The sequence below is a fragment of the Bradyrhizobium sp. S3.2.6 genome, from assembly GCF_040546885.1.
GTDB lineage: Bacteria > Pseudomonadota > Alphaproteobacteria > Rhizobiales > Xanthobacteraceae > Bradyrhizobium > Bradyrhizobium cytisi.
This window is the reverse complement of record NZ_JBEPOS010000009.1, coordinates 181,969-206,359: the sequence shown is the minus strand read 5'-3', so window position 1 is coordinate 206,359 and position 24,391 is coordinate 181,969. Positions and strand designations below refer to the sequence as shown.

23 protein-coding genes and 1 pseudogene are annotated in these 24,391 nt (G+C 63.7%); 16 read left to right on the top strand and 8 right to left on the bottom strand.

Translation table 11 applies throughout. From position 1 onward, the window contains the following. Positions 1-2 precede the first annotated feature (2 nt). On the top strand, positions 3-2,294 hold the full coding sequence (locus ABID58_RS18660) for a xanthine dehydrogenase family protein molybdopterin-binding subunit (RefSeq protein ID WP_354033769.1): 2,292 nt from the start codon (positions 3-5) through the stop codon (positions 2,292-2,294). Positions 2,295-2,354: 60 nt separating this feature from the next. Continuing rightward, positions 2,355-2,819 carry an FKBP-type peptidyl-prolyl cis-trans isomerase gene (locus tag ABID58_RS18655; protein WP_354033768.1) on the top strand — a complete coding sequence of 155 codons (465 nt, stop codon included), beginning with the start codon at positions 2,355-2,357 and terminating at the stop codon, positions 2,817-2,819. 84 nt (positions 2,820-2,903) lie between these two features. Here the strand turns inward: ABID58_RS18655 and ABID58_RS18650 are convergent, their stop codons facing one another. Continuing rightward, the gene (locus ABID58_RS18650; RefSeq protein WP_148755560.1) at positions 2,904-3,122 is read right to left on the bottom strand and encodes a CsbD family protein; all 219 of its coding nucleotides are present in this window, start codon (positions 3,120-3,122) and stop codon (positions 2,904-2,906) included. Between the two features lie 127 nt (positions 3,123-3,249). On the opposite strand from ABID58_RS18650, the gene ABID58_RS18645 reads away from it, so the two are divergent. The 3 genes and pseudogenes from ABID58_RS18645 (at position 3,250) to ABID58_RS18635 (ending at position 4,835) form a co-directional block, all read left to right on the top strand. Beyond that, entirely contained in the window at positions 3,250-3,762 is a 513-nt protein-coding gene (locus ABID58_RS18645; RefSeq protein ID WP_148755561.1) for a cupin domain-containing protein, read from the top strand. 129 nt (positions 3,763-3,891) lie between these two features. Next, positions 3,892-4,287: pseudogene (locus tag ABID58_RS18640) on the top strand (VOC family protein); the annotation flags it as partial. Positions 4,288-4,346: 59 nt separating this feature from the next. Continuing rightward, positions 4,347-4,835 carry a VOC family protein gene (locus ABID58_RS18635; RefSeq protein ID WP_354033767.1) on the top strand — a complete coding sequence of 163 codons (489 nt, stop codon included), beginning with the start codon at positions 4,347-4,349 and terminating at the stop codon, positions 4,833-4,835. Positions 4,836-4,961: 126 nt separating this feature from the next. On the opposite strand, the gene ABID58_RS18630 is transcribed toward ABID58_RS18635, so the two are convergent. Beyond that, positions 4,962-6,113, bottom strand: coding sequence for a hypothetical protein (locus ABID58_RS18630; RefSeq protein WP_354033766.1), 1,152 nt, complete (start codon positions 6,111-6,113; stop codon positions 4,962-4,964). Then, positions 6,113-6,814, bottom strand: coding sequence for a FecR family protein (locus ABID58_RS18625; protein WP_354033765.1), 702 nt, complete (start codon positions 6,812-6,814; stop codon positions 6,113-6,115). Before ABID58_RS18625 ends, ABID58_RS18630 begins: the two co-directional genes overlap by 1 nt. A gap of 218 nt (positions 6,815-7,032) precedes the next feature. Between ABID58_RS18625 and ABID58_RS18620 the strand changes: the two genes are divergently transcribed. Further along, positions 7,033-8,280: a phospholipid carrier-dependent glycosyltransferase gene (locus tag ABID58_RS18620; protein WP_354033764.1), complete on the top strand. Its 1,248-nt coding sequence runs from the start codon at positions 7,033-7,035 to the stop codon at positions 8,278-8,280. Positions 8,281-8,345: 65 nt separating this feature from the next. Here the strand turns inward: ABID58_RS18620 and ABID58_RS18615 are convergent, their stop codons facing one another. Continuing rightward, positions 8,346-8,987, bottom strand: a complete 642-nt coding sequence (locus ABID58_RS18615) for an OmpA family protein (RefSeq protein WP_354033763.1) — start codon at positions 8,985-8,987, stop codon at positions 8,346-8,348. 323 nt (positions 8,988-9,310) lie between these two features. Between ABID58_RS18615 and ABID58_RS18610 the strand changes: the two genes are divergently transcribed. The 3 genes from ABID58_RS18610 to ABID58_RS18600 all read left to right on the top strand — a co-directional run bounded on the left by ABID58_RS18610 (position 9,311) and on the right by ABID58_RS18600 (position 11,202). Beyond that, the gene (locus ABID58_RS18610; RefSeq protein WP_148755568.1) at positions 9,311-9,556 is read left to right on the top strand and encodes a hypothetical protein; all 246 of its coding nucleotides are present in this window, start codon (positions 9,311-9,313) and stop codon (positions 9,554-9,556) included. A gap of 121 nt (positions 9,557-9,677) precedes the next feature. After that, complete coding sequence (locus tag ABID58_RS18605; RefSeq protein WP_148755569.1) at positions 9,678-9,932, top strand: hypothetical protein; 255 nt, start codon at positions 9,678-9,680, stop codon at positions 9,930-9,932. Between the two features lie 109 nt (positions 9,933-10,041). Next, positions 10,042-11,202, top strand: coding sequence for a winged helix-turn-helix domain-containing protein (locus ABID58_RS18600; protein ID WP_354033762.1), 1,161 nt, complete (start codon positions 10,042-10,044; stop codon positions 11,200-11,202). Positions 11,203-11,219: 17 nt separating this feature from the next. Here the strand turns inward: ABID58_RS18600 and ABID58_RS18595 are convergent, their stop codons facing one another. After that, a complete protein-coding gene (locus tag ABID58_RS18595) occupies positions 11,220-12,161 on the bottom strand; it encodes an NAD(P)-dependent oxidoreductase (protein ID WP_148755571.1) in 942 nt (313 codons plus the stop codon). 202 nt (positions 12,162-12,363) lie between these two features. Between ABID58_RS18595 and ABID58_RS18590 the strand changes: the two genes are divergently transcribed. Further along, positions 12,364-13,398: a LacI family DNA-binding transcriptional regulator gene (locus ABID58_RS18590; RefSeq protein WP_354033813.1), complete on the top strand. Its 1,035-nt coding sequence runs from the start codon at positions 12,364-12,366 to the stop codon at positions 13,396-13,398. On the opposite strand, the gene ABID58_RS18585 is transcribed toward ABID58_RS18590, so the two are convergent. Next, positions 13,364-13,849 (bottom strand): ribosomal maturation YjgA family protein, encoded by a 486-nt coding sequence (locus ABID58_RS18585; protein ID WP_187435365.1) that lies wholly within the window; start codon positions 13,847-13,849, stop codon positions 13,364-13,366. The genes ABID58_RS18590 and ABID58_RS18585 overlap by 35 nt on opposite strands. Positions 13,850-13,925: 76 nt before the next feature. On the opposite strand from ABID58_RS18585, the gene ABID58_RS18580 reads away from it, so the two are divergent. Next, positions 13,926-15,266, top strand: coding sequence for an MFS transporter (locus ABID58_RS18580; RefSeq protein ID WP_354033761.1), 1,341 nt, complete (start codon positions 13,926-13,928; stop codon positions 15,264-15,266). Between the two features lie 56 nt (positions 15,267-15,322). Here ABID58_RS18580 and ABID58_RS18575 read toward each other — a convergent pair whose 3' ends face one another. After that, positions 15,323-15,676, bottom strand: coding sequence for a type II toxin-antitoxin system PemK/MazF family toxin (locus ABID58_RS18575; RefSeq protein ID WP_148755574.1), 354 nt, complete (start codon positions 15,674-15,676; stop codon positions 15,323-15,325). After that, positions 15,673-15,909 carry an antitoxin MazE family protein gene (locus ABID58_RS18570; protein WP_354033811.1) on the bottom strand — a complete coding sequence of 79 codons (237 nt, stop codon included), beginning with the start codon at positions 15,907-15,909 and terminating at the stop codon, positions 15,673-15,675. The genes ABID58_RS18575 and ABID58_RS18570 overlap by 4 nt, the downstream gene beginning before the upstream one ends. A gap of 157 nt (positions 15,910-16,066) precedes the next feature. Between ABID58_RS18570 and ABID58_RS18565 the strand changes: the two genes are divergently transcribed. The 5 genes from ABID58_RS18565 (at position 16,067) to ABID58_RS18545 (ending at position 24,370) form a co-directional block, all read left to right on the top strand. Beyond that, positions 16,067-17,173: an efflux RND transporter periplasmic adaptor subunit gene (locus ABID58_RS18565; RefSeq protein ID WP_148755575.1), complete on the top strand. Its 1,107-nt coding sequence runs from the start codon at positions 16,067-16,069 to the stop codon at positions 17,171-17,173. A gap of 178 nt (positions 17,174-17,351) precedes the next feature. Continuing rightward, on the top strand, positions 17,352-20,489 hold the full coding sequence (locus ABID58_RS18560; protein WP_354033760.1) for an efflux RND transporter permease subunit: 3,138 nt from the start codon (positions 17,352-17,354) through the stop codon (positions 20,487-20,489). 33 nt (positions 20,490-20,522) lie between these two features. After that, positions 20,523-21,122 carry a TetR/AcrR family transcriptional regulator gene (locus ABID58_RS18555; RefSeq protein WP_354033759.1) on the top strand — a complete coding sequence of 200 codons (600 nt, stop codon included), beginning with the start codon at positions 20,523-20,525 and terminating at the stop codon, positions 21,120-21,122. Between the two features lie 176 nt (positions 21,123-21,298). Next, positions 21,299-21,922: a flavin reductase family protein gene (locus tag ABID58_RS18550; protein WP_354033758.1), complete on the top strand. Its 624-nt coding sequence runs from the start codon at positions 21,299-21,301 to the stop codon at positions 21,920-21,922. A gap of 180 nt (positions 21,923-22,102) precedes the next feature. After that, a complete protein-coding gene (locus ABID58_RS18545) occupies positions 22,103-24,370 on the top strand; it encodes an acyl-CoA dehydrogenase (protein ID WP_354033757.1) in 2,268 nt (755 codons plus the stop codon). The last annotated feature ends 21 nt before the right edge of the window (positions 24,371-24,391 follow it).

Genomic DNA, 24,391 nt, shown 5'->3' with positions numbered 1-24,391 from the left:
CCATGACTGCTGCTGCTCCCGAGCCCAAGGCGAACATGGGCCAGCCCGTGCCGCGCTATGATGCAACGGCAAAAGTCACGGGGCGGGCGACCTACGGGTCCGATATGCCGCTGGACAATCCTGCCTATGCGTTCCTGGTCACCAGCGCGATTGCCAGGGGCCGCATCAACAGCGTTGATCTCGGCGATGCCAAGCGTGTCCGCGGCGTGATCGACATTGTCACGCACGAGAATGCGCCGAAGCTGAAGGAGTCAAAGCTCTTCAGCAATGGCGGCTATGCCGGGACCACGATCCAGCCGTTGAAATCGGCCGACATCGCGCATGACGGCGAGATCATCGCTGTGGTCGTTGCAGAGAGCTATGAGGCTGCGCGCGAGGCCGCCAATCGCGTCAAGGTCGGCTACTCGGCGGCCACCCCGAGCGCGAGCTTCGACTCGCCGGGAACCACGAAAGCTGCCGCGAAAGGCCAGAACGCGCAATTCAGGGAAGATCCGCAGGTCGGCGATTTCGCCAAGGCGTTTGAGGAGGCCGAGGTGAAGCTCACCGCTTCCTACGACACGCCGACCCAGCATCACAACCCGATGGAGCTATTCTCGACCAGCTGCGCCTGGATGGGCGACAACCTCGTCATCTATGAGCCGAGCCAATATGTCTACGGCCTGAAGAACGGCGTCGCCGAGCAGCTCGGTATCGATGCTGACAAGGTGCGGGTGGTCAATCCCTATGTCGGCGGCGGTTTTGGCTCGCGCGGCTCGATGACGCCGCGCACCGCGATCATCGCCGGCATCGCCAAGCGGCTGAACCGGCCGGTCAAGCTGGTCCCGACCCGCGACCAGGGTTTTACCATCGCAACTTATCGCGCCGAGACCCGCCACGAGATCAAGCTCGGCGCCAGCCGCGACGGCAAGCTGGTAGCGCTCGGGCACGAGGGCGCAGAAGTATCCTCGCGCGCTGACGCCTATTGCGTCGGTGGCACCAAGACCACGACGCGGCTCTATGCCTGCCCGAACGTCGACAGCCTCGTGTCGATCGTGCGTGCGGATCGAAACACGCCAGGCTTCATGCGCTCGCCGCCGGAGGTGCCGTATCTGTTCGCGCTGGAGAGCGCGATGGACGAGCTCGCGGTCAAGCTCAACATGGATCCGGTCGAGCTCCGCCGCGTCAACGACACCACCAATGAGCCGATCGGCGGCAAGCCCTATACCTCGCGATCGCTGATGGCGTGCTTCGACGAGGCGGCCAAAGCCTTTGGCTGGTCGCAGCGCTCGGCCGCACCCAGATCGATGTCCGATGGCGACTGGCTGGTCGGCTATGGCTGTGCCTCCACTTGCTATCCGACGCAGATGGGGCCGTCGGCGGCACGCGTGCGCCTCCAGCGCGACGGCCGTACCCGGGTCGAGATCGCCGGCCACGAGATCGGCACCGGCGCCTACACCATCATTGCCCAGACCGCGGCTGAGCGGCTCGGCGTGCCCTTGGAGAAGGTCTCGGTCTTTATCGGCGACAGCGATCTGCCGCCGGCGCCGGTCGCGGGCGGCTCGAACTCGACCGCGAGCACCTGCTCGGCGGTGATGATGGTGTGTGACCAGGTCCGCCAGAAATTGTTCAAGGCAGTGATGCCAAACGAGAGCCTCACGGACAAGGCCAAGGAAACGGTCGGCATCGGCCAGACGCCGACGACGCAGGCGGCGAAGAGTGACCGGCCGCTTGATCTGGAGAAGGCATTCGACGCGCTCGGTGCCAGCGTGGTCGAAGAATATGGCGAGTGGAAGCCGGACGGCGCGCCGCTGGATTCCTTCAAGGCAATGCATAGCGGCCACGTGCGCCTCGTCGGTGGTGCCGCCTTGAAGGACAAGATCGCCTACGCTTTCGGTGCGGAGTTCGTCGAGGTCAGGATCAACCGCTTCACACACGAGATCCGCGCGCCACGGCTGGTCGGTGCGTTCGCAGCAGGCCGCATCATGAATCCGCGGACAGCGCGCAGCCAGCTGATGGGCGGCCTGATCTGGGGCATGTCCTCGGCGCTGCTGGAAGCCACGGAGATCGACGAGCGCACCGCGCGCTACGTCAACGACAATTTTGCCGACTATCTCGTCCCCGTGAATGCGGATGTGCCCGGGGTCGAGGTGATCCTGCTCTCCGAGCAGGACGATCACATCAATCCGGCCGGCGCGAAAGGGCTCGGCGAGCTCGCCAATGTCGGCACCAATGCAGCGATCTGCAACGCGATCTATCACGCCACCGGCCAGCGCATCCGCAAGCTGCCGGTACGGCTGGAAAATATCGAGGCCTGAGGGGTGGAAACCGCATGCTCGTTGCGCTAGACACCTCCCGCCTCAAACGGAAGGTATTCTATGCAGCGTTTCCAGCGCATGCTCCTCGCCATCATGTCGGCCCTCGCGATCGCTGTGATCGCCAGCGTGTCGACATTCGTCCCCACCACGGCATCGGCCCAGACCGCAGGAAAACCCATGACCACAGCTTCAGGCTTGCAGACTATCGACAGCGTCGCCGGCACCGGCGCTTCGCCGAAGCCCGGCCAGATTTGCGTGATGCACTACACCGGCTGGCTCTATGAGAACGGCCAGAAGGGCAAGAAATTTGACTCCTCGGTCGATCGCAACGAACCATTCGAATTCCCCATCGGCAAGGGCCGCGTCATCGCCGGCTGGGACGAGGGCGTTGCCACGATGAAGGTCGGCGGCAAGCGCACGCTGATCATCCCGCCGCAGCTCGGTTACGGCGCGCGCGGCGCCGGCGGCGTGATCCCGCCGAACGCGACACTGATGTTCGATGTGGAATTGCTCGCGGTGAAGTGAAGACTTTCGCCGTCAGTGCGGATGGATAAAAAAAGACCAGCCTCGCGGCCGGTCTTTTTGCTTTCAGTCTCGATCTTGCGCGCGTTACTCCGCCGCGCGGCGTGCCGCCGCAGCGGCGCGATCGATCGCTTCCTTCGCGGCGTCCTTGGCATCGCCCGTGGCCTTCTGGCCTTTGCCCTTCACCTCCTGGACCGCGCCTTCGCCCTGCAGGTGTTCGGAACCGGTGGCTTCGCCGATGTCCTGCTTGGCCTTGCCGATCGCTTCGTTGGCGGCGCCCTTGATCTTGTCGCTCGTGCTACCCATGAAACTCTCCTTCCGGTTTTCTCGCCGGGACAACAGCTGACGCGCGCGAGGGTTCCTATTTTGGTATGGCTTGATGTCGCGGCTTTGGTTAGCTTGCCCCGCACGGAACCAACAGAAAGCAAGATCAATGACCGGCCATGACCACTCGCATTCCCAACATGCACACGATCATGACGATCGCTGGAAACATGACGGCGTGCGTGTCATTCCCGGCAATCAGCTCGATACCAACGTGCCGTCGACGGCAGGCATGGACCGTGCGGCCGCGATCAATTTCGCCCGCGTCGGCGCACAGAAATTGTGGGCGGGCACGGTCAGCATCAAGCCGGATGCGAAGACCGGCGCGCATCATCACGGTCATCTCGAAAGCGTCATCTACGTGGTGAAGGGCAAGGCGCGGATGCGCTGGGGCGAGAGCCTGCAATTCACCGCCGAGGCCGGTCCCGGCGATTTCATTTTCGTGCCGCCCTACGTGCCGCACCAGGAGATCAATGCCAGCCGCGACGAGGTGCTGGAATGCGTGCTGGTGCGCAGCGACGGCGAGGCGGTTGCGATCAATCTCGACATCGAGCCGGTCGAGAAGCCCGAGACCGTGCTGTGGATCGATCCGGTGCACCGGGATCCGAACGAGAAGAAGTAAGGCCGAAGACTGCGCGGGGTTCGGTGCGACAGAATCCCGCAGCCGGCGGCCGGGAAAATATTTCGGAAGCCGTGTCGGATGGCGGTCCAGCCATCCGTCCTTGGGAAGAACCCGCCCAAGGAGCTTTCGATGCCCAGGATGATTTTCCTCAATCTGCCGGTGACCGACCTCAAGCGTGCGACCGCCTTTTATGAGGCGATCGGCGCGACCAGGAACCCGCAGTTCAGTGACGACACGGCGAGCTGCATGGTCTTTTCCGAGACCATCTACGCGATGCTGACGACCCATGACAAATTCCGTCAGTTCACGCCGAAGCCGATCGCTGATGCAAAGACCTCGAACCAGGCGCTGTTCTGCCTGTCCGCCGATAGCCGGAATGAGGTCGACGATATCGTCGGCAAGGCCGAGGCTGCGGGCGGAGTGGCCGATCCCAGCCCGAAGGATGAGTACAGCTTCATGTACGGCCGCAGCTTCGAGGATCCGGATGGCCATATGTGGGGTGTGAACTGGATGGACATGGCAGCCGTCCCCCGAAGCCCGCCATGGCGAACGCCTGATCGAAACCCTGAAGAGGAGCATTCGCAATGTCCAAGCTCGTGCCCTGCATGTGGTTCAACGGCGACGCCGAGGAAGCCGCGAAGTTCTACGTCTCGCTGGTGCCGAATTCGGCGATCACGCACGTCCAGCACAATGTTGCGGACAACCCGTCCGGCAAGGAGGGCTCGGTGCTCGTCGTCGAGTTCACGGTGGCCGGCCAGCCGCTGGTCGCGCTCAACGGTGGCATGAAGGTGGAATATACCCACGCGCTGTCGCTGATGATCCATTGCGACGATCAGGTCCAGGTCGACAGCGTCTGGAATGCGTTCCTGGCCAACGGCGGCAAGGAGCAGCAGTGCGGCTGGATCTATGACCGCTACGGCGTGTCCTGGCAGGTGGTGCCGAAAGTGATGTTCGACTTCCTGTCGAGCCCCGACAAGGCAGCCGCCGCACGCGCGATGCAGGCCATGATGAAAATGGTGAAGCTCGATGTCGAGGCGCTGCGGCGCGCGTTCGAGGGCAAGTCGGCGGCGTGACGTCAACATCGGTGCCGTAGGGTGGTGCAAAGGCGCGACAGCGCCGTGCCCACCATTCGTCTCCGGTTGAGAGAGAAGTGGTGGGCACGCTCCGCTTTGCCCACCCTACGAGACTGGGGCTCGCGGCTAGTAACTAATCCTCAACCCCACGCCGCCGTGGATGGTGTTGCCGACCGGCTGCGGGCCTAGCGTCCCGTTGGCGAAGAGGTCCACGATCCAGCCCTTCTGCACGCGGAAGCCGAGGCGGCCGCCATATTCGAACCAGCCCTGGTTGCCCATCGTCGGCACCACCATGCCGTCGCCGGTCACGGTGGCGACAATGCCGCTATGACTGGCGAACGACTGCACCCAGCCGCCGTTGATGTTGGTCTCGATGTTGCCTGCGAAGAGATGGGTCCACTGGCCGCCGATCTTGATCAGGCTGGTGCGGTCGGTGCCGGTCGCAATGCTGGCGTCGAACGGATTGAACGCGACGGTGTTGTCCGCATAGCCCGATACGCGCTGCCAGAGCTGCCAGACCTCGACGGAGGCTGCGACCTCGTCGCGCGGTGACAACCGGCTCATCCAGCCGGCGCGGCCATAGACCGCGTAGTTCGCGGCGTTGGTCGAGCTGGTCACGCTCACCGGGCCGAGGCTGGTGTTGTAGCTGCGGGTGTAGCGCGCCTTCTCCCACGGCGTCAGGATCGTACCGACGTCGAAGAATGGACGCGACGAGCCCCAATCGGTGAAGTCATAGCGCAGCGCAAAGGCGCCGATCGGTGCGCTGGTGATGTTGTAGCCGCCCTCGCCGTACTGCGTGTAGGCGAGGCCGGCGAGCAGCGACAGATTGGGCGTCAGCTCCTTGCGGCCGTGGATGCCGGCCGAGAACGAGCCGGCCGAGCCGAACGCGCTGACGCAGTCGCTGCAATTGACCTGCTCGTTGACGCCGAGCAGCACGTTACCGAGCACGCGGTTGGTGATCATCTGGTTGAAGCGCTGGTTGGCGAGGCCGTTGACCGAGTTGCCGCTGGAATCGGAGCCGGTCGGCGCCGGGCTCGGCGGCGGAGACGGGCTTGGAGACGGGCTTGGAGACGGAGACGGGCTCGGGGACGGTGACGGATAGGGGCTCGGCGAGGGCGAGTATGTCGGTGACGGGGAGGGTCCCAGCCCGCCGCACTCTGATTCGCAGCTCGCCTGGGCTGCGGCCGGACCGGCGTCGAGCGCAAACAGCGCAAGCGCAGCGGATGCGCTCAATGCACCAGCCAGGACGAAGCGTCTGAAGCCGAGCTTCCCCACCATCAGCGCCCGCACAGCATGCCATCGTCATGGACGGCGGGCGAGATGGTCGGCGAGGCGTCGGCATACTGGTTGACGGAGCAAAGCCCGGCATTCGCAGCGCAGTTGGCGGCGAAAGTCCAGGGCGGGGTGTTGGTCTTGGTGATGCTGGCCTTGCCGCCGGTCGAGGTGATGACCGCGGTATCGCCAGGCTGGGTGAGCTGGATGCATTGGAAGTTCAACGTGCAGACGCTGGCCGCGCCCTCCTGAAGCACGACGACCGAACGGCCGCGCTGCGACAGGATGTCGAGCGTGGTGCCGCGCACCCCGATGGTCGCGAGCGGCGTCGTGATCTTGTAGGCGGTTTTCTCCGAATGTCCGGTGACGAAGCGGAATGCTCCTGTGGTCATGCGGATCGCGACGTCGCGATAGCTGTGCTCGTCGTTGAAGACGGTGCGGTCGAGCTTCAGCGTCGCGCCTGGTCCGAGCGACAGATTGGTGCTGTCGGCCATGACGAAGCGCGCTGCGCTGTCGGCGCCGGTGCGCACGGTCTCGTCGCGCAACATGCTGTCGCCGACGCTGATCGGTGACGTCGTCGCGGCGACGCGCACCACTTCGTTCTGAACCAGGACGGCTTCGCCGACGCGCGTTTGAGCCTGCGCGCAAGGCGCAGCGCACAATGTGGCCGCCAGCAGTGAAGGGAAAAACAGAAAACGAAAATTCATATCATACCCGATCGAAATCCCTGATCGCGCACCCGTGTTGTGGCAGAATTATCACAAGCGGCGCGGGACGAGCGTAAGCTTAGTGACAGTTGCGGCAGAATGCGTTCAATGGATCGGCTGAGTTATTTTTTATTCGCGGTGACGCAGATTTGCCACGCAAAGTAGCCCTACAGCAGTCGCTTGAAGCACACGCGGTTCCGAATTTGTCGCGAAGCGCAGTGATCGCTGTCGCGATCTTCCTGGCTGCGCATCTCGCGCTGCTGATCGGGCTGGTGACGCCGGAAAAGTTCGTGTTCGACGAGGTGCATTACGTGCCGGCTGCGCGGCAGATGCTGGGCTCCGGGACGTCGCAGCCGGTGCTAAATCCGATGCATCCGCCGCTGGCGAAAGAGCTGATCGCGGGTTCGATCGCAACATTCGGCGACAATGCGTTCGGCTGGCGCTATCCGGCGACGCTGTTCGGCGCGCTCGCGATCGTCGCGGTCTATCTCTGCGGCCTCGCGCTGTTCGGTTCGCAAGGGCCCGCGATCGCAGCAGCGCTGATCGCGGCGTTCAACCAGATGCTCTATGTGCAGGCGCGCATCGCGATGCTCGACATCTTCGCACTCGGCTTCGGTCTGCTCGCCATCGCCGCCTTCATGCACGGCTTTCGACGAGAGCGGCCGCAGGCGCTGTTCGCGCTCGCAGGTAGCTTGTTCGGTCTCGCCGCCGCCTGCAAATGGAGCGGCCTGTTTCCGCTCGGTGTCTGCATCGTCATTGTTGCGGTGATCCGCCTGATGCAGGGCTGGCACGCGCTGTTTGCCGACGCCGAGCCGAGCGACTGGTATCGCCCCGATCTCTGGCCAGAGTTCAGAGCACATCATGCTGCGCTCTGCTTTGCGCTGTTGCCGGCCGTGACCTATCTCGCCGCCTTCGTTCCGCTCTACGGGGTGTCGTTGCCGGATCTGATCGAAGCACAGCGTCGTATCTTTGCCGACAACACCACCACCTCGATCGCCGGCCATACTTACATGAGCTCGTGGCCGTCGTGGCCGCTGCTCGCGCGTCCCGTGTGGTTCCTGTTCGACAAGACCTCGGACGACAATGTCGCGGCGGTCGTTTTCCTCGGCAATCCTCTGGTCGCATGGCCGGCGCTGCTCGCGCTCGTCGTGGTGTTGCGTGACTTCATCGTTGCGCGTCGCTGGGATGCGTTCCTGATTGCGGCGTTCTATTTCGGCCTCTGGCTCGCCTGGGCGCTGCTGCCGCGCACGCTGGGCTTCATCTATTATTATCTGCCGGCAGCAACCGTGGCCTCGCTCGCGCTGGTCTATGTGCTGAGCAGAGGCGGCCTGCCGCGCTGGCTGTTGTGGGCCTATGTCGGCGTCGCCGCGATGGGCTTTGTGGTGATGCTGCCGATCTCAGCCGCCTTCGTCGGTACGTCGATGCAGACGTTCAACCGGCTGATGCTGTTCCAGAGCTGGATCTGACAACAGAAGGCCGCCTGCCACTCTCGCGGCAGGCGGCTTGTCGATTGCTGCAATCACTTCTCAGATCATTTGGACGCGGTCTTGGTGTCCATGTTCACGACCTGGACGCGACGGTTGATCGGGTCGGCGCCGTTGGCGGTGTCCTTCAGCTTGGTCTTGCCATAGCCGACGGTGACAAGATCGTTGCCGCTAAGGCTGTAGTTCTGCACCAAATACTTCTTGATGGTGTCGGCGCGACGCTCGGAGAGACCCTGATTGTATGCTTCGGTTCCGATCGCGTCGGTATGGCCGGCGACGACGAAGGTCGAGCCCTTCAGCGACGGGTCGGACAGCGCCTTGCCGAGCGCCTGCACCGACGGCACCGAGGTCTTGGCGATGTCGGCCGAGTTGTAGTCGAACTGAATCTCCAGATCGATGTTCGGCTTGGTCGCCGCGAGTTCGGCGATCTGATCTCGCTCGCCCATCGACAGCGAGCGGGTCTGCCGGTTGCGCACGGTGTTCAGGAAGCTCGCTTCCTTGGCCTGCGCCGTCGGATCGGCCTGCGGACCGACGGACAGGCCGCGGGTGATCGGCCTGGGCTTCAACGCATCCAGGATCTGGTTGGTGGAGACGTTGGTGTCGCCGGCGAAAGCCAGGCTCGCCGTCATCGACAGCGCGGCCGTGAGTGTCATCGCCTTCAGCCCAAAAAACTTATTGAAATGGGTCATCTTCGTATCCTCGCTGTGACGCCTGATGCCGATTTGATGCTGCGAGCATAGGGTAGGTTCAAAGGCTTGGATGTGATGCGGGTCACGTTGGGTGGCCAAGGGCCTCCGAGCCCATTTTAGTTGGCGCCCTGCGCAGATCGATCGTCGCAAAGCCGTCGCCGCATGGCCTGCTCGCGAACAAGAAATCGGCCAGATGCGCGCCTAGCAGACACCTTCGTCAGACATCGCCAGGTGAGGGAGCCGAGTTCCATCCAGTGCCGAGGCCAAGTGACTATCAATTCTATCGCAGCGGCCCGCCGGATCGGACTGTGTCTCTGAATCCCATGCCCATTTATATTGGCGCCGCGATGATTGCGGTGGCGATCCTGCTCTCGACGCTGATCACGGGGGTGACCTCCCGCTATGTCGGCCTCGAAGCTCCGACCGACGAGAGCATGTGGCTGGTCGATCGGCTCACCGGCAGCGTCTATCGCTGCCAGGCGGAGGGGCGCGGCAGGGCGTCCTGCGAGCCCGATATCGCCACCGGTAGCCTCAGTGACAGGCCCAGGGCGCCGAAGGACGGCCGCTGAGGCCGATTCCCTTCGCATTGCAGCAAGAAAATTGTCTTCTCCGCGAAACGTTCTCGCCAGAGAATACGTATTGCGAATGCCGGCATGACGCCGGTTTCGTTTTACTTCAGGAGATATTTCGATGAAGACCTTGCTCACCGCCGCAGCCTTTGTCGCGTTCGCTTTTTCAGTTTCGCCCGCATCCGCCGCGATGATGGCGTGCACCAGCGATAACATGATGAAATCGACGGCCATGATGACCGGTCCGGCCGACACGCCCGCCAAGACGGCCGCGAACAAGGAGATGGCCATGGTCAACACCGACATGAGCATGGGCAAGATGAAGGGCGCCTGCATGCACTACATGAAGGCGCAGAAGGCGATGATGATGAAGTAGGCCTCGGCCCGCACCATCCAGCCGCGCTGTCAGCAGATGGCAGCGCGGCTTTTTCTTTGGCAGCCTGCTTCTTTCTCCCGGCGCGAATCTCGCTACATTGCGTTTCGCAATGTCCCGCGCACCAAAATCCCTTCCGCTCCCGACGACACAGGCCCGGCAGATCTGGCTGCGCGCCCAGCGGCTCGACACGCGCGCGCCGTTCGGGGAAGGCGCGCAGGCCGTGGCTGATGCGGTCTCCCATCTCGGCTATGTGCAGATCGACACCATCAACGTGATCGAGCGCTGCCATCACCACATCCTGTTCAGCCGTATCCCGTCCTACAGCCGCGCCGACCTGCGCCATGCCCAGAGCGTCGACAGGAGCGTGTTCGAATACTGGACCCATGCGCTGTCCTATGTGCCGTCGAACGATTTTCGCTTCTTCCTGCCGGCGATGCGCGAGCACAAGCGCGAGGGGCACAGATGGTATGCCTCGGTGACGCCGGGCGACACGCGCAAGGTGATGCGGCTGTTGCGGGCCGGCCCGCTGACGATCCGCGACATCGAGGACGACGTGCTCACCGAGAAGGAGCATCTGTGGCAGAGCCGAAAACCCTCGAAGCGCGCGCTCCAGCTTGCCTTCTACACCGGCGTCGCGACCATCAGCGCGCGCCAGGGCATGCTCAAGACCTATGATCTGATGACGCGGCATTTCGGCTGGGACAAGCTGCCGAAGCCGGCCTCGGTCAAGGAGATCACGGCCTATCTGCTCGACCGCGCGTTGCGCTCGCAAGGTGTCGTCAGCCTCGATTCGGTCTGCCATCTCGATGCGCCGAGCAAGAAGGCGGTGGCAAGCCTGATCGCCGCGCGCGTTCGCCGCGGCGAGCTCATGCCGGTCGCGATCGAGGGCGCCGGCAAGCAGGAGCATTGGGCGCAGCCGTCCGCGCTGGAGCCGCATGAGGTGTCGCCGGATCTTGTCCACATCCTGTCGCCGTTCGATCCGCTGATCATCCAGCGCAAGCGCACCAATCTCATCTTCGGCTACAACCATCTGTTCGAGGCCTATGTGCCGAAGGCCAAGCGCAAGCTCGGCTATTTCGCGCTGCCCGTGCTGGTCGGCGACGAGATCGTCGCCGCGCTCGACCTCAAGACGGACCGGCAGGCCAAGAAGCTCTTGATGCAGAAATGGACCTGGCTCGGGCAGGCCAAGAAGATGGCGGGGCGCAAGGAGCTCAAGCAGAAGATCGAGGATGAGCTTGATCGCTTCGAGCGGTTTCAGCTCGCGGAGTAAAAAGTCAGGCCCGTACTTTACGGCCCCTTCTTGAGTTCGCCGCGCGAGCCTCGTGGTTCGCCTCCATGGACGGACACCACATGCGCATAACGGTCCAGCACGTCGTCGGCCGAATAGCCCGGGCGTCGCGCAAATTCCTGCCGCAAGCCCAGCCGCGCAGAGACCTTCAATCGTTCCGCCGTTGCGGTCGTCATCAGGGGGTCGAAGCCCAATTCCCGCAGGCCCTCCACCACGCCTTCCATTTCCACGGCGCGGCGCTCGGCATGCAGCACGTCGGAGCGGACGCACATGTCCAGGAACTTGCTGAACGTGGTGGCATCCATCGACGCGCAAAGCCCGCGCATGGTTTCCTCGCGCACGCCGGCGAGCGTTGCGGCGGTCAGGGCCTCGACCAGCAGCGCTTCCATGCCCTTCGTCACCACGCTCCGCAGCATCTTCACGGCCGCTGCTGTTCCAGCTTGTGGACCCGCCACCTCGATGCGAAAACCGAGTGGCTTGAAAATGTCTGAGAAGCGCTCGGCGCCGCTGCCGGACGCATAGAGCGGGACCGCGGCGCCATAGAGGTCGACCGAACCCATCAGATTCGTGTCCGCGAACACGCCGCCGCGCGCCTCGACGGCTTCGGCGACACGCCTTTTCGTTCGCGGGCTCGCGGCATTGATGTCCGCCACGAGACAGCCGGGACGTACGATTCTGGATATTGCCTCGCCGGTCTCGGCTGCAACCGCAACGACGACCGCGGAAAAGATCACGTCCGCGTCCGACAAATCGTCAAGTCGCTCGACCAGCGTGACGCCGCAACCGGCCGCCATCGCGCGAAAGGCTTGCGAGTAGGGCGGTGCATTCGTCTTGCCCTGACAGAACGCGACCATCGGCGCATCGGTCTGCGCCGCGAGATGCTTGGCAAAGCATTGTGCGGCCTCGCCAAATCCAACAAAGGCGACCTTGGGCTGAGGCATGGCTCTTCTCCGGAATCGTCCGATCGAGAGGATGGGATCTCCTCGTGCGGCTTTCAGCGTTGCCGCCATTGTGCCAAGTCCGGCGCCAGAGTCAATGAACCGGTTCATATAAGATCCGAGAGGCCTTATGCGAATGGTGGAAAATTCTACAATTTCTGCCAAAATCCTTGTCTCATATGATGAACCGGTTCATATAACCGGCATGTTGTCACAGCCACGCCGTTCGCAAACTGTAAAAGTCAAGGACGTGGCCCGAGAGGCCGGTGTCGCGGTCGGCACTGTATCCCGTGTGCTCAATGATCATCCTACGGTGGCCCGGGAGCTGCGCGAACGCGTCGAAAGGGCCATGGCGCATCTCGGCTATGAGGTCGATGTCACGGCGCAGAGCATGCGCGCGGGACGCTCGCGGCTCGTGGCCTGCGCGATTCGCGATTTCGACATCCCGCGCTTCGCGTTGTTCATCAAGGAGGCCGAGGCGGTTCTACGCGAGGCCGGATACACCTTGCTTCTGGCGAGCACGACCAACCGCCCCGAGGTCGAAATCGCCTTGCTGCGGGCCTTCCGTAGGCGCCGGGTGGATGGCGTGATGATGACGCTGAGCGACGAGGAGCACCGCGACGTGCGCGAAGCGCTGTCGGAGGCGCCGATGCCGGTCATGCTCATCGACCGCGATCGCATCGAGGCGCTCGATCGCGTCACGGCCGATCATCGCCAGGGCGCGCGGCTTGCGACGAGCCATCTGCTCGGCCTTGGGCATCGGCGGATTGCCATGCTCGTCGGCGACATCAAGGCCTTTCCGTCGCGAAGCCGCCTGGAGGGATTTCGCGCGGCGTGTTCGACGGCGGGCATCACGCCGGACCCGAGATTGTTGCGAGACAACGTGCTCTCGAGCGAAGACGCCTATCGGGCGACGGCGTCGCTCATGAGTCTCGCGAACCCCCCGACGGCGCTCTTCGTCGCGGCGATGGACATGCTCGGCGGCTGCCTGAGGGCCCTGCGGACGATGAGCATTGCCGTCGGTGACGGGATTTCGGTGGTGGCTGGCAGCGACTCCGACCTGGCCGAATTGCACACGCCGCCTATCACGGCGATCGAGTGGGATCTTGCGGCCATGGGCCGCCACGCTGCGACTATGCTGCTGGAGCGGATGCGCGGCGACGAGATTGAATGTGGCCGTGCTCTCACCGTGCCGACGGAGCTGATCATTCGCGGGTCGAGCCGGCCTGTTGCGAATTGAGTTTGCGACATCGAGGCAGGATCCGATCTTGGGCGAAGCTCGCGACACGGCTGTCGAGCCAGACGCCGGCCACGATTCCGATGAGGTAGGCGACCAAATTCCACAGCGAAAAGATTCGGCCCAACAGCAACGCACCCGCTGTGGTCAGCCGGAACGCATCGAGCCAGGGCGTATGTACCAGCCGCGAAAGCTCGACAACGATCGCAATCACCATCGCGATGGCCGCAAGCTGGCTCCGCGACAGCCGTGGTGCCAAAACTCCGACCAGCAAGAACACCATCGTCGCCCATAGCAGCGAGCCGCCGTACTTCACCACGAAGGCGGGGAGGCCGAGCGGGAAGCCGTACCAGCGTAGGGACAGCCCGCAGGCGATCACGATCAAAGCCAGGGCGGTGCGGAGCAGCATGCTCTGTCGCAGCGCAATGGTGTTGACCGGCTGCGCTCCGTGCATGGCTTCCATTGACTCTTTGCCCGTGATGCTGAAAACCGCCTTTTAGCTCACAAAAGCAACAAATCGGGGGGAAGCCATGAGCCAGGCCACAATTTATACCGGTTCCGCGGGGGCCGAGAATACAAACAAGTCGGACATCGAGACTTCGACCATCCGCGCCATCTCCTGGCGCCTGATCCCGTTCCTGGTTCTGGCCTATTTCTTCTCCTATCTCGACCGCGTCAATCTCGGCTTCGCCGCACTGACCATGAACGCCGAGTTGAAGTTCACGCCGCTGATCTTCTCCTGGGGCGCCGGCATCTTCTTCATCGGCTATTTCATCTTCGAGGTGCCGAGCAATCTGGCGCTGGAGAAGTTCGGCGCCAGCCGCTGGATCGCCCGCATCATGGTGACGTGGGGCATCATCTCGGCACTGATGGCGCTGGTGAACGGCGTGACCAGCTTCTACGCCCTGCGCTTCCTGCTCGGCGTCGCGGAAGCCGGCTTCTTCCCCGGCATCATCCTCTATCTCACCTATTGGTACCCGGCCGAATATCGCGGCCGCTTCCTTGCGGCTTTCGCGATCGCCGTGCCGGTCTCGACCGTGATCGGCGCGCCGATCTCGGGCCTGCTGCTCGGGCTCGACGGCGCGATGGGTCTGAAGGGCTGGCAGTGGCTGTTCATTCTCGAGGGCATCCCCTCGGTGCTACTCGGCATCGTCACCTGGTTCTATCTCACTGACAAGCCGGAGAAGGCGGACTGGCTCTCGGCCGAGCAGAAGGCCTGGCTCAAGACCAGACTCGATTCCGAGATCGCTGCCAAGCAGGCGGTGAAGCACCTGTCGCTCGGTGAAGCGCTGTCGTCGCCGAAGGTGATCACGTTGAGCCTGGTCTATTTCGGCTTCGTCGGCGCGCTCTATGGCATGCAGTTCTGGCTGCCGCAGATCGTCAAGGCGTTCGGGCTGAGCAACGCCCAGACCGGCTTCGTCACCGCGATCCCCTATCTGTTCGGGACGGTCGCCATGATCCTGTGGGCACGGCATTCGGACGCCACGCGCGAACGCGTGATGCATGTCGGTGCGCCAATGATCCTGATCGCGGTCGCGCTCGCCATCTCCAGCTACATCTCCGATCCCACCATGACGATGGTGGCGCTGACCTTCGCCGCGATCGGCGTGTTCTGCGTCTTCGGCGTGTTCTGGACCTTGCCGACCTCGTGGCTGTCGGGCACCGCGGCCGCCGGCGCCATCGCGCTGATCAACTCGATCGGCAATCTCGCCGGCTTCGGCGGTCCCTATCTGATCGGCTGGGTCAAGGAAGCCACCGGCCAGACCTCGACGGGTCTGCTGGTGCTCGCCGTGCTGCCTCTGCTCGCCGGCATTCTGGTCTTCGTCGGCGGCCACGAGACCAAGCACGAGTTCGCCGAACAGGGGCGGTAATTATCTCTCCGACCTAGCTAGCCCGGATTTCGCTGAAGCCGAATCCGGGCTACCGGCTAATCTGCGCCGGCGCCTTTCTGCGAACCGGCCAATCCGAGAAACACCAGCAGGGCGCGGCTGAGACGCAAAATGTCCTCGTCGTCGAGCCGTCCCACAAACTTTCCGATCTTGGACCTTGGCACGGTGGTGATTTTATCCACCATCAGGCGGGAGCGTACCCGTAGACCATTGCGTTCGGTCTGGTCGACCGGCAGGCGGAATAGCGGCGCTTCAGTCTCGTTGGTCGTGAATGCACAGACCGTAACGGAGTTCGCTGTGTCGAAACCGTCATCCTGGACGATGACCACGGGACGCGGTTTTCCCGCATAGTCTTTGCCCCCCGCGAGTGTCCAGATCTCGCCCCGCTTCATTCGTCATTCAAAATGGAGACGGAATCGATGAAAGCCTGATCGTCATATTCCTGAGCGCTCGATGAGACCGCCAGTGACTGGCGATGGGCTTCCGCCTTGAAGGACGCTGAACGCACATCCGGAACCCAGATCTGGATCGGACGGAGCCCCTGCGCGCGCAGCCGCTCTCGATGCTCGCGGACCTTCGCTCGCGATGACTTTGGCTTGGAAGAGGACGGCACGGGTTCCTCCATTCGGTTACATGTAACCATATCAGGATAAGGGAGTTCCGCCAACCGCATGACTCCTTACCCCCCTTAACGATCACGCTTTTCTGATGAATGACGATTATTGACTTTTATCAGTGATTAGTCGACATTCCTCTCATTGCAGACGCAGGAGTGTCCTCCGATGTTCGTTCGGTCCGTTTTGTCCAGCTATTCCAGGCTCTTGGCAGGTGTGTCGCTGGCCCTGATGGCCGCTGCGCTGGCCGGGTGCAATGATACCGTGGCACAAAAAGCCGAGCCGCCGCGGCCGGTCCTGGTCGCAACCGCCCATTATGATGCCGAGACCCCGGAGCGCAGCTTCGTCGGCACCGTCAGGCCCCGGATCGAGAGCGATCTGGGCTTCCGCGTCGCCGGTAAGGTCGCAAAACGCCTCGTCGAGGTCGGCCAGACGGTCGAAGTCGGCCAGCCGCTCGCCACCCTCGATGAGGTTGACCTGAAACTCCAGGCCGAGCAGGCCGTCGCCGAGCAGACCGCGGCCACCGGCGTGCTGGCGCAGGCTGCCGCGGCCGAGCAGCGCGCCAAGGATCTGAAAGCCAAGGGCTGGACCACGGACGCAGCGATGGATTCGAGCCGCGCCGCCGCCGACGAAGCCCGTGCGCGCCTCGACCGCGCCGTCCGCTCGGTCGAGCTGACCAAGAATTCCCTCTCCTACGCGACGCTCAACGCCGACGCCCGTGGCGTCGTCACCGCAACGCTGATCGAGCCGGGCCAGGTGGTTGCCGCAGGCCAGACCTCGATCCGTGTCGCCCGCTTTGCCGAAAAGGAAGCGGTCGTCGCGATCCCTGAGACGCTGGTCGGACGTGCCAAGTCGGGCGCCGCCAGCGTCACTCTTTGGTCGGAGCCGGACAAGAAGTACACGGCGAAGCTGCGCGAGATCGCGCCCACCGCGGATTCCGCGACGCGCACCTATCTTGCAAAGTTCTCGCTGCCCGAGGCCGACGACAAGGTTTCGCTCGGCATGACCGCGACGCTGACGCTGTCGGACGCTGCTACCGAGCGTGTCGCGCGGCTGCCGCTGTCGGCGCTGTTCAACGAAGGCGGCAAGCCGTCCTTCTTCGTCGTCGACGACAATGGCGCGGTCACGCTGAAGCCTGTCGCGGTGAAGTCCTACGACAGCAACGACGTCGTCATCACCAGCGGTGTCGACGAGGGCGCCAAGATCGTCACGCTCGGCGTGCAGAAGCTCGATCCCGGCCAGAAGGTGCGGGTCGTGTCGTCACTGTCGTTCTAGAGATTACGAGTTACGTCGTGTGAGGTGAGTTTCGGCCTGTGCCCCTACGCAAAGGCTGAAGCGGCGAAGCGATCCAGAACCTGCCCAGCCCCCTGGATTGCTTCGCTGCCTCGCGACGACGCCTTGAACAGAGTGGCTGTCGTTTTTGGCAATTGGATCGTTTTTTCCGGAGAGTGCGATGAAGCGCTTCAATCTTTCGGCCTGGGCCGTCAGCCATCCGACGCTGGTCCTGTTCTTGATGCTCGTGCTCGGCGTCGCTGGCTTCTTCTCCTATCAGAAGCTCGGCCGCGCTGAGGATCCGTTCTTCACCGTGAAGGTGGTCAACGTCTCCGTGATGTGGCCGGGCGCGACCGCGCAGGAGATGCAGGCCCAGGTCGCCGACCCCATCGAGAAGAAGATTCAGGAGCTGCCCTACTTCGAGAAGGTGCAGACCTATTCCAAACCCGGCTTCACCGCGCTTCAGGTAACCTTCCGCGACTCCACGCCGCCCAAGGACGTGCCGTATCTGTTCTATCTGCTGCGCAAGAAGCTGGTCGACGTGCAGGGCCAGTTGCCCGCAGGCATTCTGGGACCCGTCGTCAATGACGAGTTCTCTGACGTCGATTCCATCCTCTACATGATGACCGGCGACGGTGCCGATTACGCCCAGCTCAAGAAGGTCTCCGAAGGTTTTCGTCAGCGCCTGCTCAAGGTGCCCGGCGTGACCAAGGTCGACGTCTACGGCAATCAGGACGAGCGCATCTTCGTCGAATTCTCGCACGCCAAGCTCGCCACCCTCGGCATCACGCCGCAGGCGCTGTTCGATTCGCTCGCCAAGCAGAACAACGTGACGCCGGCCGGTACGGTCGAAACCTCGTCGCAGCGCGTGCCACTGCGCGTCACCGGTGCGCTTGACGGCGCCAAGGCGGTGGCCGAGACCCCGGTCGAGAGCGACGGCCGCGTGTTCCGCCTCGGCGACATCGCCACCGTCACCCACGGCTATGTCGATCCTCCGAGCTTCGTCGTCCGCCAGGAAGGCAAGCCCGCGATCGGTATCGGCGTCGTCACCGCCAAGGGCGCCAACATCCTCGATCTCGGCAAGGAGGTCGAGAAGGCGACCGCGGAATTCATGAAGGCCGTGCCGCAGGGCGTCGACGTCAAGCTTATCGCCGATCAGCCCAAGGTGGTCGAGCACGCCGTCAGCGAGTTCGTGCATTCCTTCATGGAAGCGCTGGTGATCGTGCTGTTCGTGTCGTTCCTCGCGCTCGGCTGGCGCACCGGCATCGTGGTCGCGCTCTCGGTGCCGCTGGTGCTCGGCATCGTCTTCATCGTCATGAACACGATGTCGCTCGACCTGCACCGTATTACGCTCGGTGCGCTGATCATCGCGCTCGGCCTGCTCGTCGACGACGCCATCATCGCGGTCGAGATGATGGTGGTGAAGATGGAGCAGGGCTGGGACCGCATGCGCGCAGCGTCCTTTGCCTGGGAATCAACTGCGTTTCCGATGCTCACGGGAACGCTGGTCACGGCCGCTGGCTTCCTCCCCATCGGCTTTGCCAATTCCGCGGTCGGCGAATATGCCGGCAGCATCTTCTGGATCGTGGCGATCGCGCTGGTCGCCTCCTGGTTCGTAGCCGTGATCTTCACGCCCTATATCGGCGTCATGCTGCTGCCCAACATCAAGGTGCATCACAATCACGATCCGCACGCGGTCTACGAGACCCGCATGTACCGCGGCCTGCGCGCGATCGTGCAATGGTGCGTCAATCACCGCATCACCGTCGTGGTCGCGACCGTCGGCGTGTTCGTCGCCTCGATCGTTGGATTCGGCCACGTCCAGCAGCAGTTCTTCCCGCTGTCGGAGCGGCCTGAGCTGTTCCTCCAGCTGCGCCTGCCCGAAGGCACCGCCTTCAACGTCACCGAGAAGGCCGTGAAGAAGGCCGAGACGCTGCTCAAGGACGACAAGGATATCGAGACCTATACGTCCTATGTTGGCCAGGGTTCGCCGCGCTTCTGGCTCGGCCTCAATCCGCAACTGCCGAACGAGGCCTTTGCCGAGATCGTCATCGTCGCCAAGGGCGTCGAGGCGCGCGAGCGCGTCAAGGCCAAGATTGAGGGTGCTGTCGCCGACGGCACGCTGACGGAGGCCCGCGTGCGCGTCGACCGTTTCAATTTCGGTCCGCCGGTCGGCTTCCCCGTGCAGTTCCGCGTGATCGGCCCCGACGCCAATAAGGTGCGCGAGATCGCCTACCAGGTCCGCGACGTCATGCGGGAGAACAAGAACGTCAAGGACGTCCAGCTCGACTGGAACGAGCAGTCGCCCTACCTCAAGCTCGTGGTCGATCAGGATCGCGCTCGCGCCATGGGTCTGACCCCGCAGGACGTCTCGCAAGCGCTGTCCATGCTGATCTCCGGCGCGCAGGTGACGACCGTCCGTGACGGCATCGAGAAGGTTGGCGTGGTTGCGCGTGCGATCCCGTCCGAGCGTCTCGACCTCGGCCGCGTCGGCGATCTCACCATCACGTCGCGTAACGGCGTCGCCGTGCCGCTGCAGCAGATCGCCAAGATCGAGTACGCCCATGAAGAGCCGATCATGTGGCGGCGCAACCGCGACATGGCGATCACCGTGCGCTCCGACGTCGTCGACGGCGTGCAGGCGCCCGACGTCACCGGCCAGATCGCGCCGAAGCTGCAAGCCATCAAGGACCAGCTCGAGCCGGCCTACCGCATCGAGCCGGGTGGCGCGTTCGAGGAATCCGCCAAGGGCAACGCCTCGATCTTCATCCTCTTCCCGCTGATGGTCATGGTGATGCTGACGCTGCTGATGTTCCAGCTGCAGAGCTTCTCGCGCCTGATCCTGGTGTTTTTGACCGCACCGCTCGGCATCGTCGGCGCCTCGTTGGGGCTCAACGTCGCCAACGCGCCGTTCGGCTTCGTGGCGCTGCTCGGCCTGATCGCGCTCGCCGGCATGATCATGCGCAACGCGGTCATCCTGGTGGACCAGATCGAGACCGACGTTTCTCATGGCTTGACTCGCCGAGAGGCGATCGTGGAGGCGACCGTCCGCCGCGCCCGCCCCGTGGTGCTGACGGCGCTCGCCGCCATCCTCGCCATGATCCCGCTGTCGCGCTCGGCATTCTGGGGCCCGATGGCGATCACGATCATGGGCGGCCTGTTCGTCGCGACCTTCCTGACGCTGCTGTATCTGCCGGGCCTCTATGCCCTGTGGTTCAGAAAGAGCCTGGACGAGGCCGGCACCCCCGAGCAGCCTGCCGCGCCGCAGCATGGGAGCGATGACCAGGAAGCAATTCCGCTTGCTGAAGCGGCTGAATAAATGAGAAGACTACCGACAGACGAGTCCTGACAGATGACACTGGTTGCGGAACATATCGAGGGCGACACCCGGGATCGTATTCTCGAGGTGGCTGAGCGGCTGTTCCGCGTGATCGGCTACCAGAAGACCACGGTCGGGGACATCGCCAAAGAGCTCCGGATGAGCCCCGCCAACGTCTATCGCTTCTTCGAATCGAAGAAGGCGATCCACCAGGCGGTGGCGCGGAGCTTGATGGGTGAGGTCGAGCTGGAGGCGCAGCGGATCGTGGCGAGGCCCGGTCCGGTGCTCGAGCGCTTCCGCGAGCTGCTCACCACCATCAACCGCATGAACACCGAGCGCTATGTCGGCGACTCCAAGCTGCATGAGATGGTCGAGATCGCGATGCAGGAGGACTGGGACGTCTGCGTCACCCATATGGAGTGCATTGCCGGCTTCATCGGTCAGATGATCGCCCAGGGCGCCGCCACCGGTGAGTTCGAGGCGCCGGACCTGCAGCTGGCGTCGCTCTGCGCCTGCACCGCCATGATGCGCTTCTTCCACCCCCAGATGATCGCCCAGTGCGCCACCAAGCCTGGCCCGAGCATCGACCAGATGATCGATTTCGTCATCGCGGGTCTGTCGTCGCGCCACTGACAGGGCGCTGGAATTCCTCCTATAAGTGGATCTGCCGCCCCCGCGAGACGATGGCGGGCAAGGACGGATCAACAATCTCCGTCATTGCGAGCGCAGCGAAGCAATCCAGTCTGCGTCCTGCGGAGGGATTCTGGATTGCTTCGCTGCGCTCGCAATGACGATCAGGGGAAGCCAGCGTGACCGACAAAGACCTGTACTTCTACGAGCCCGCCAAGGGCCACGGCCTCAAGCACGATCCCTTCAACGCCATCATCGCGCCGCGGCCGATCGGCTGGATCTCCTCGCGCGACGGCAAGGGCCACGTCAATCTGGCGCCCTACAGCTTCTTCAACGCCTTCTGCTACGTGCCGCCGATCATCGGCTTCTCCTCCACCAACTGGAAGGACTCGGTCGAGAACATCCAGCAGACCGGCGAATTCGTCTGGAATCTCGCTACGATGGATCTCGCCAAGCACATGAACGCGACCGCCGCGCATGTTGCGCCCGAGGTCGACGAGTTCGAGATCGCAGGCCTCACCGCCGTGCCGGGCAAGCTCGTCAACGTGCCGCGCGTGGCTGAGAGCCCCGTCGCTTTCGAGTGCAAGGTGTCTGACGTCGTCCGCCTCAAGGGCGCCGATGGCAGGGAGGCCGACGCCTGGCTGACGCTGGGCGAGGTCGTCGCCGTCCATATCGACAAGGCCATGATCAAGGACGGCGTCTACCAGACCGCCGCCGCCCGCCCGATCGTGCGCGCCGGTCGCCGCGGCGACTACTTCGAGATCAAGCCGGAAAACATGTTCGAGATGGTCCGGCCGGACTGATCCAGGCTACTGCTCGTCCCACCTATTCCGTCCCCGGAACCGCCCCCACGCCCCTGCCGTTATGGTCCGGGTGGCCGCCCGGCCGCGTCAATTCGCTTCTTTTTGGGCGCGAAGTGTTCACTTCCGCCGGCCACTTTCCGCTAAAATGCCCTGTAACCGCGCCGTTGCATGAGGTCCGCCATGAGCTTCCGCCGCGACACCCTGACAAAACCGATCTTCTCCTGGGCGCGCGGCGTGCTGCCGGCGATGTCCGATACCGAGCGCGAGGCGCTGGAGGCCGGTGACGTCTGGTGGGACGCCGATCTCTTCACCGGCAATCCCGACTGGTCAAAGCTGCTGAGGATTCCGCAGGCAACGCTGACGGACGAGGAGCGGGCTTTCCTCAACGGTCCCGTCGACGAGCTCTGCGCCATGCTCGACGAGTGGAAGATTTTTTGGGAATGGCGTGACCTGCCGCAGGAGGCGTGGGCCTTCATCAAGCGCGAGAAATTCTTCGGCATGATCATCCCGAAGGAATTTGGCGGCCTCGGCTTCTCGCCCTATGCCCATTCGGAAGTGGTTCGGAAAATCTCGACCCGCTCGATCGCCGCCGCCGTCACGGTGATGGTGCCGAACTCGCTCGGCCCCGGCGAGCTCCTGATGCGCTTCGGCACAAGGGAGCAGCAGGAGCGCTGGCTGCCGCGCCTCGCGGATGGTCGCGACATTCCCTGCTTTGGCCTCACCAGTCCGGAGGCCGGCTCCGATGCCGCCTCGATGGTCGACACCGGCATCATCTGCAAGGGCTTCTTCGAGGGGCAGGAGGTCTTGGGCCTGAAGCTCAACTGGCACAAGCGCTACATCACGCTTGGTCCCGTCGCGACGTTGCTGGGTCTCGCCTTCAAGGCCTACGATCCCGATCATCTCGTCGGCGATCAGGAAGAGCTCGGTATCAGCGTGGCACTGATCCCGACCAATCTGCCCGGCGTCGAGATCGGCCACCGCCATCTGCCGTCGATGCAGGTGTTCCAGAATGGCCCGAACCGGGGCCGCGATGTTTTCATCCCGCTCGACTATGTCATCGGCGGTGAGGCACGGCTCGGGCACGGCTGGAAAATGCTGATGACCGCGCTCGCCGCCGGTCGCGGCATTTCGCTGCCGTCGCTCTCGGCTGCAGGCGCCGCCTACGCGGCGCGCACCACCGGAGCCTACGCCCGCATCCGCGAGCAATTCGGCATCTCCATCTCAAAATTCGAAGGCGTCGAGGAGCCGCTTGCGCGTATCGTCGCCACCGCTTATCAGCTCGACGCGGCGCGGCGAATGACCTGCGCTGCGCTCAACGCCGGCGTGCATCCCGCCGTGATCTCCGGCATCATGAAGCTGCACGCGACCGAGCGGATGCGCGTTGCGGTCGACGACGCCATGGACATCCACGGCGGCAAGGCCGTGATCGACGGTCCGCAGAACTATATCGGCAATCTCCACCGCGCCGTGCCGGTCGGCATCACGGTCGAGGGTGCCAACATCCTCACCCGCAATCTCATCGTGTTCGGGCAGGGTGCGATCCGCGCCCATCCCTATCTGCTCGACGAGATGAATGCGCTCGCCGATACCGATCGCGAGCGCGGTCTCGCCGCGTTCGACAAGGCGTTCTGGAAGCATGTCGGCCATAGCTTCCGGACGCTGTTCCGCGCCTTCGGCCGAAGCTGGACCTTTGGCGTCTTTGCGCTTGCGCCTGATGCAGGCGACGCCACGCCGTTCTATCGCCAGCTATCGCGCTACTCCGCGGCGTTCGCGCTCTGCGCCGACATGGCGCTGCTGACGCTCGGCGGTGCGCTGAAGCGCAAGGAGATGCTGTCGGCGCGATTCGGCGACATCCTCTCCGAGCTGTACCTGCTCTCTGCCGCGCTAAAGCGCTGGCAGGACGAGGGCCGGCAGAAGGAAGACTTTGCCGCGCTGGAATGGTGCATGGCGACCGGATTCCGGACGATCGAGAACCGGCTCGCCGAGATCCTCGCCAACCTGCCGAACCGCTTCGTTGCTGTGATTCTCAAGCTCGTCGTCCAGCCCTTCGGTGCCCGCGTGCTCGGCCCGTCCGACCGCGTCGTGCACCAATGCGCAAGCCTCGTGCTGGAGCCCACGGCCGCGCGCGAGCGTCTCACGCCGGATCTCGCCCATGTCGACGACGACAGCGGCTTCGCCCGGCTGGAGCGCGCATTCAAGCTGGTCACGAGCACCGACGCCATCGCCAAGCGCATGCGCGCTGCGCATATCCGCGACGCCAAGGACGCCGTTGTCAAGGGCGTGATCACGCAGGCCGAAGGCGAGCAGGTCGCGGCCGCTCATGAAGCCGTCACAAAAGTCATCGAGGTCGACGATTTTGCGCCGGAGGCGCTGTCGCCGATTTACAAGAAAACCGGCGGCGTGCATCAGTTCTTCCAGGAACTCGGTGAACAGAGGGCGGCGAGCTGATGGCACGACCGGTATTCATCG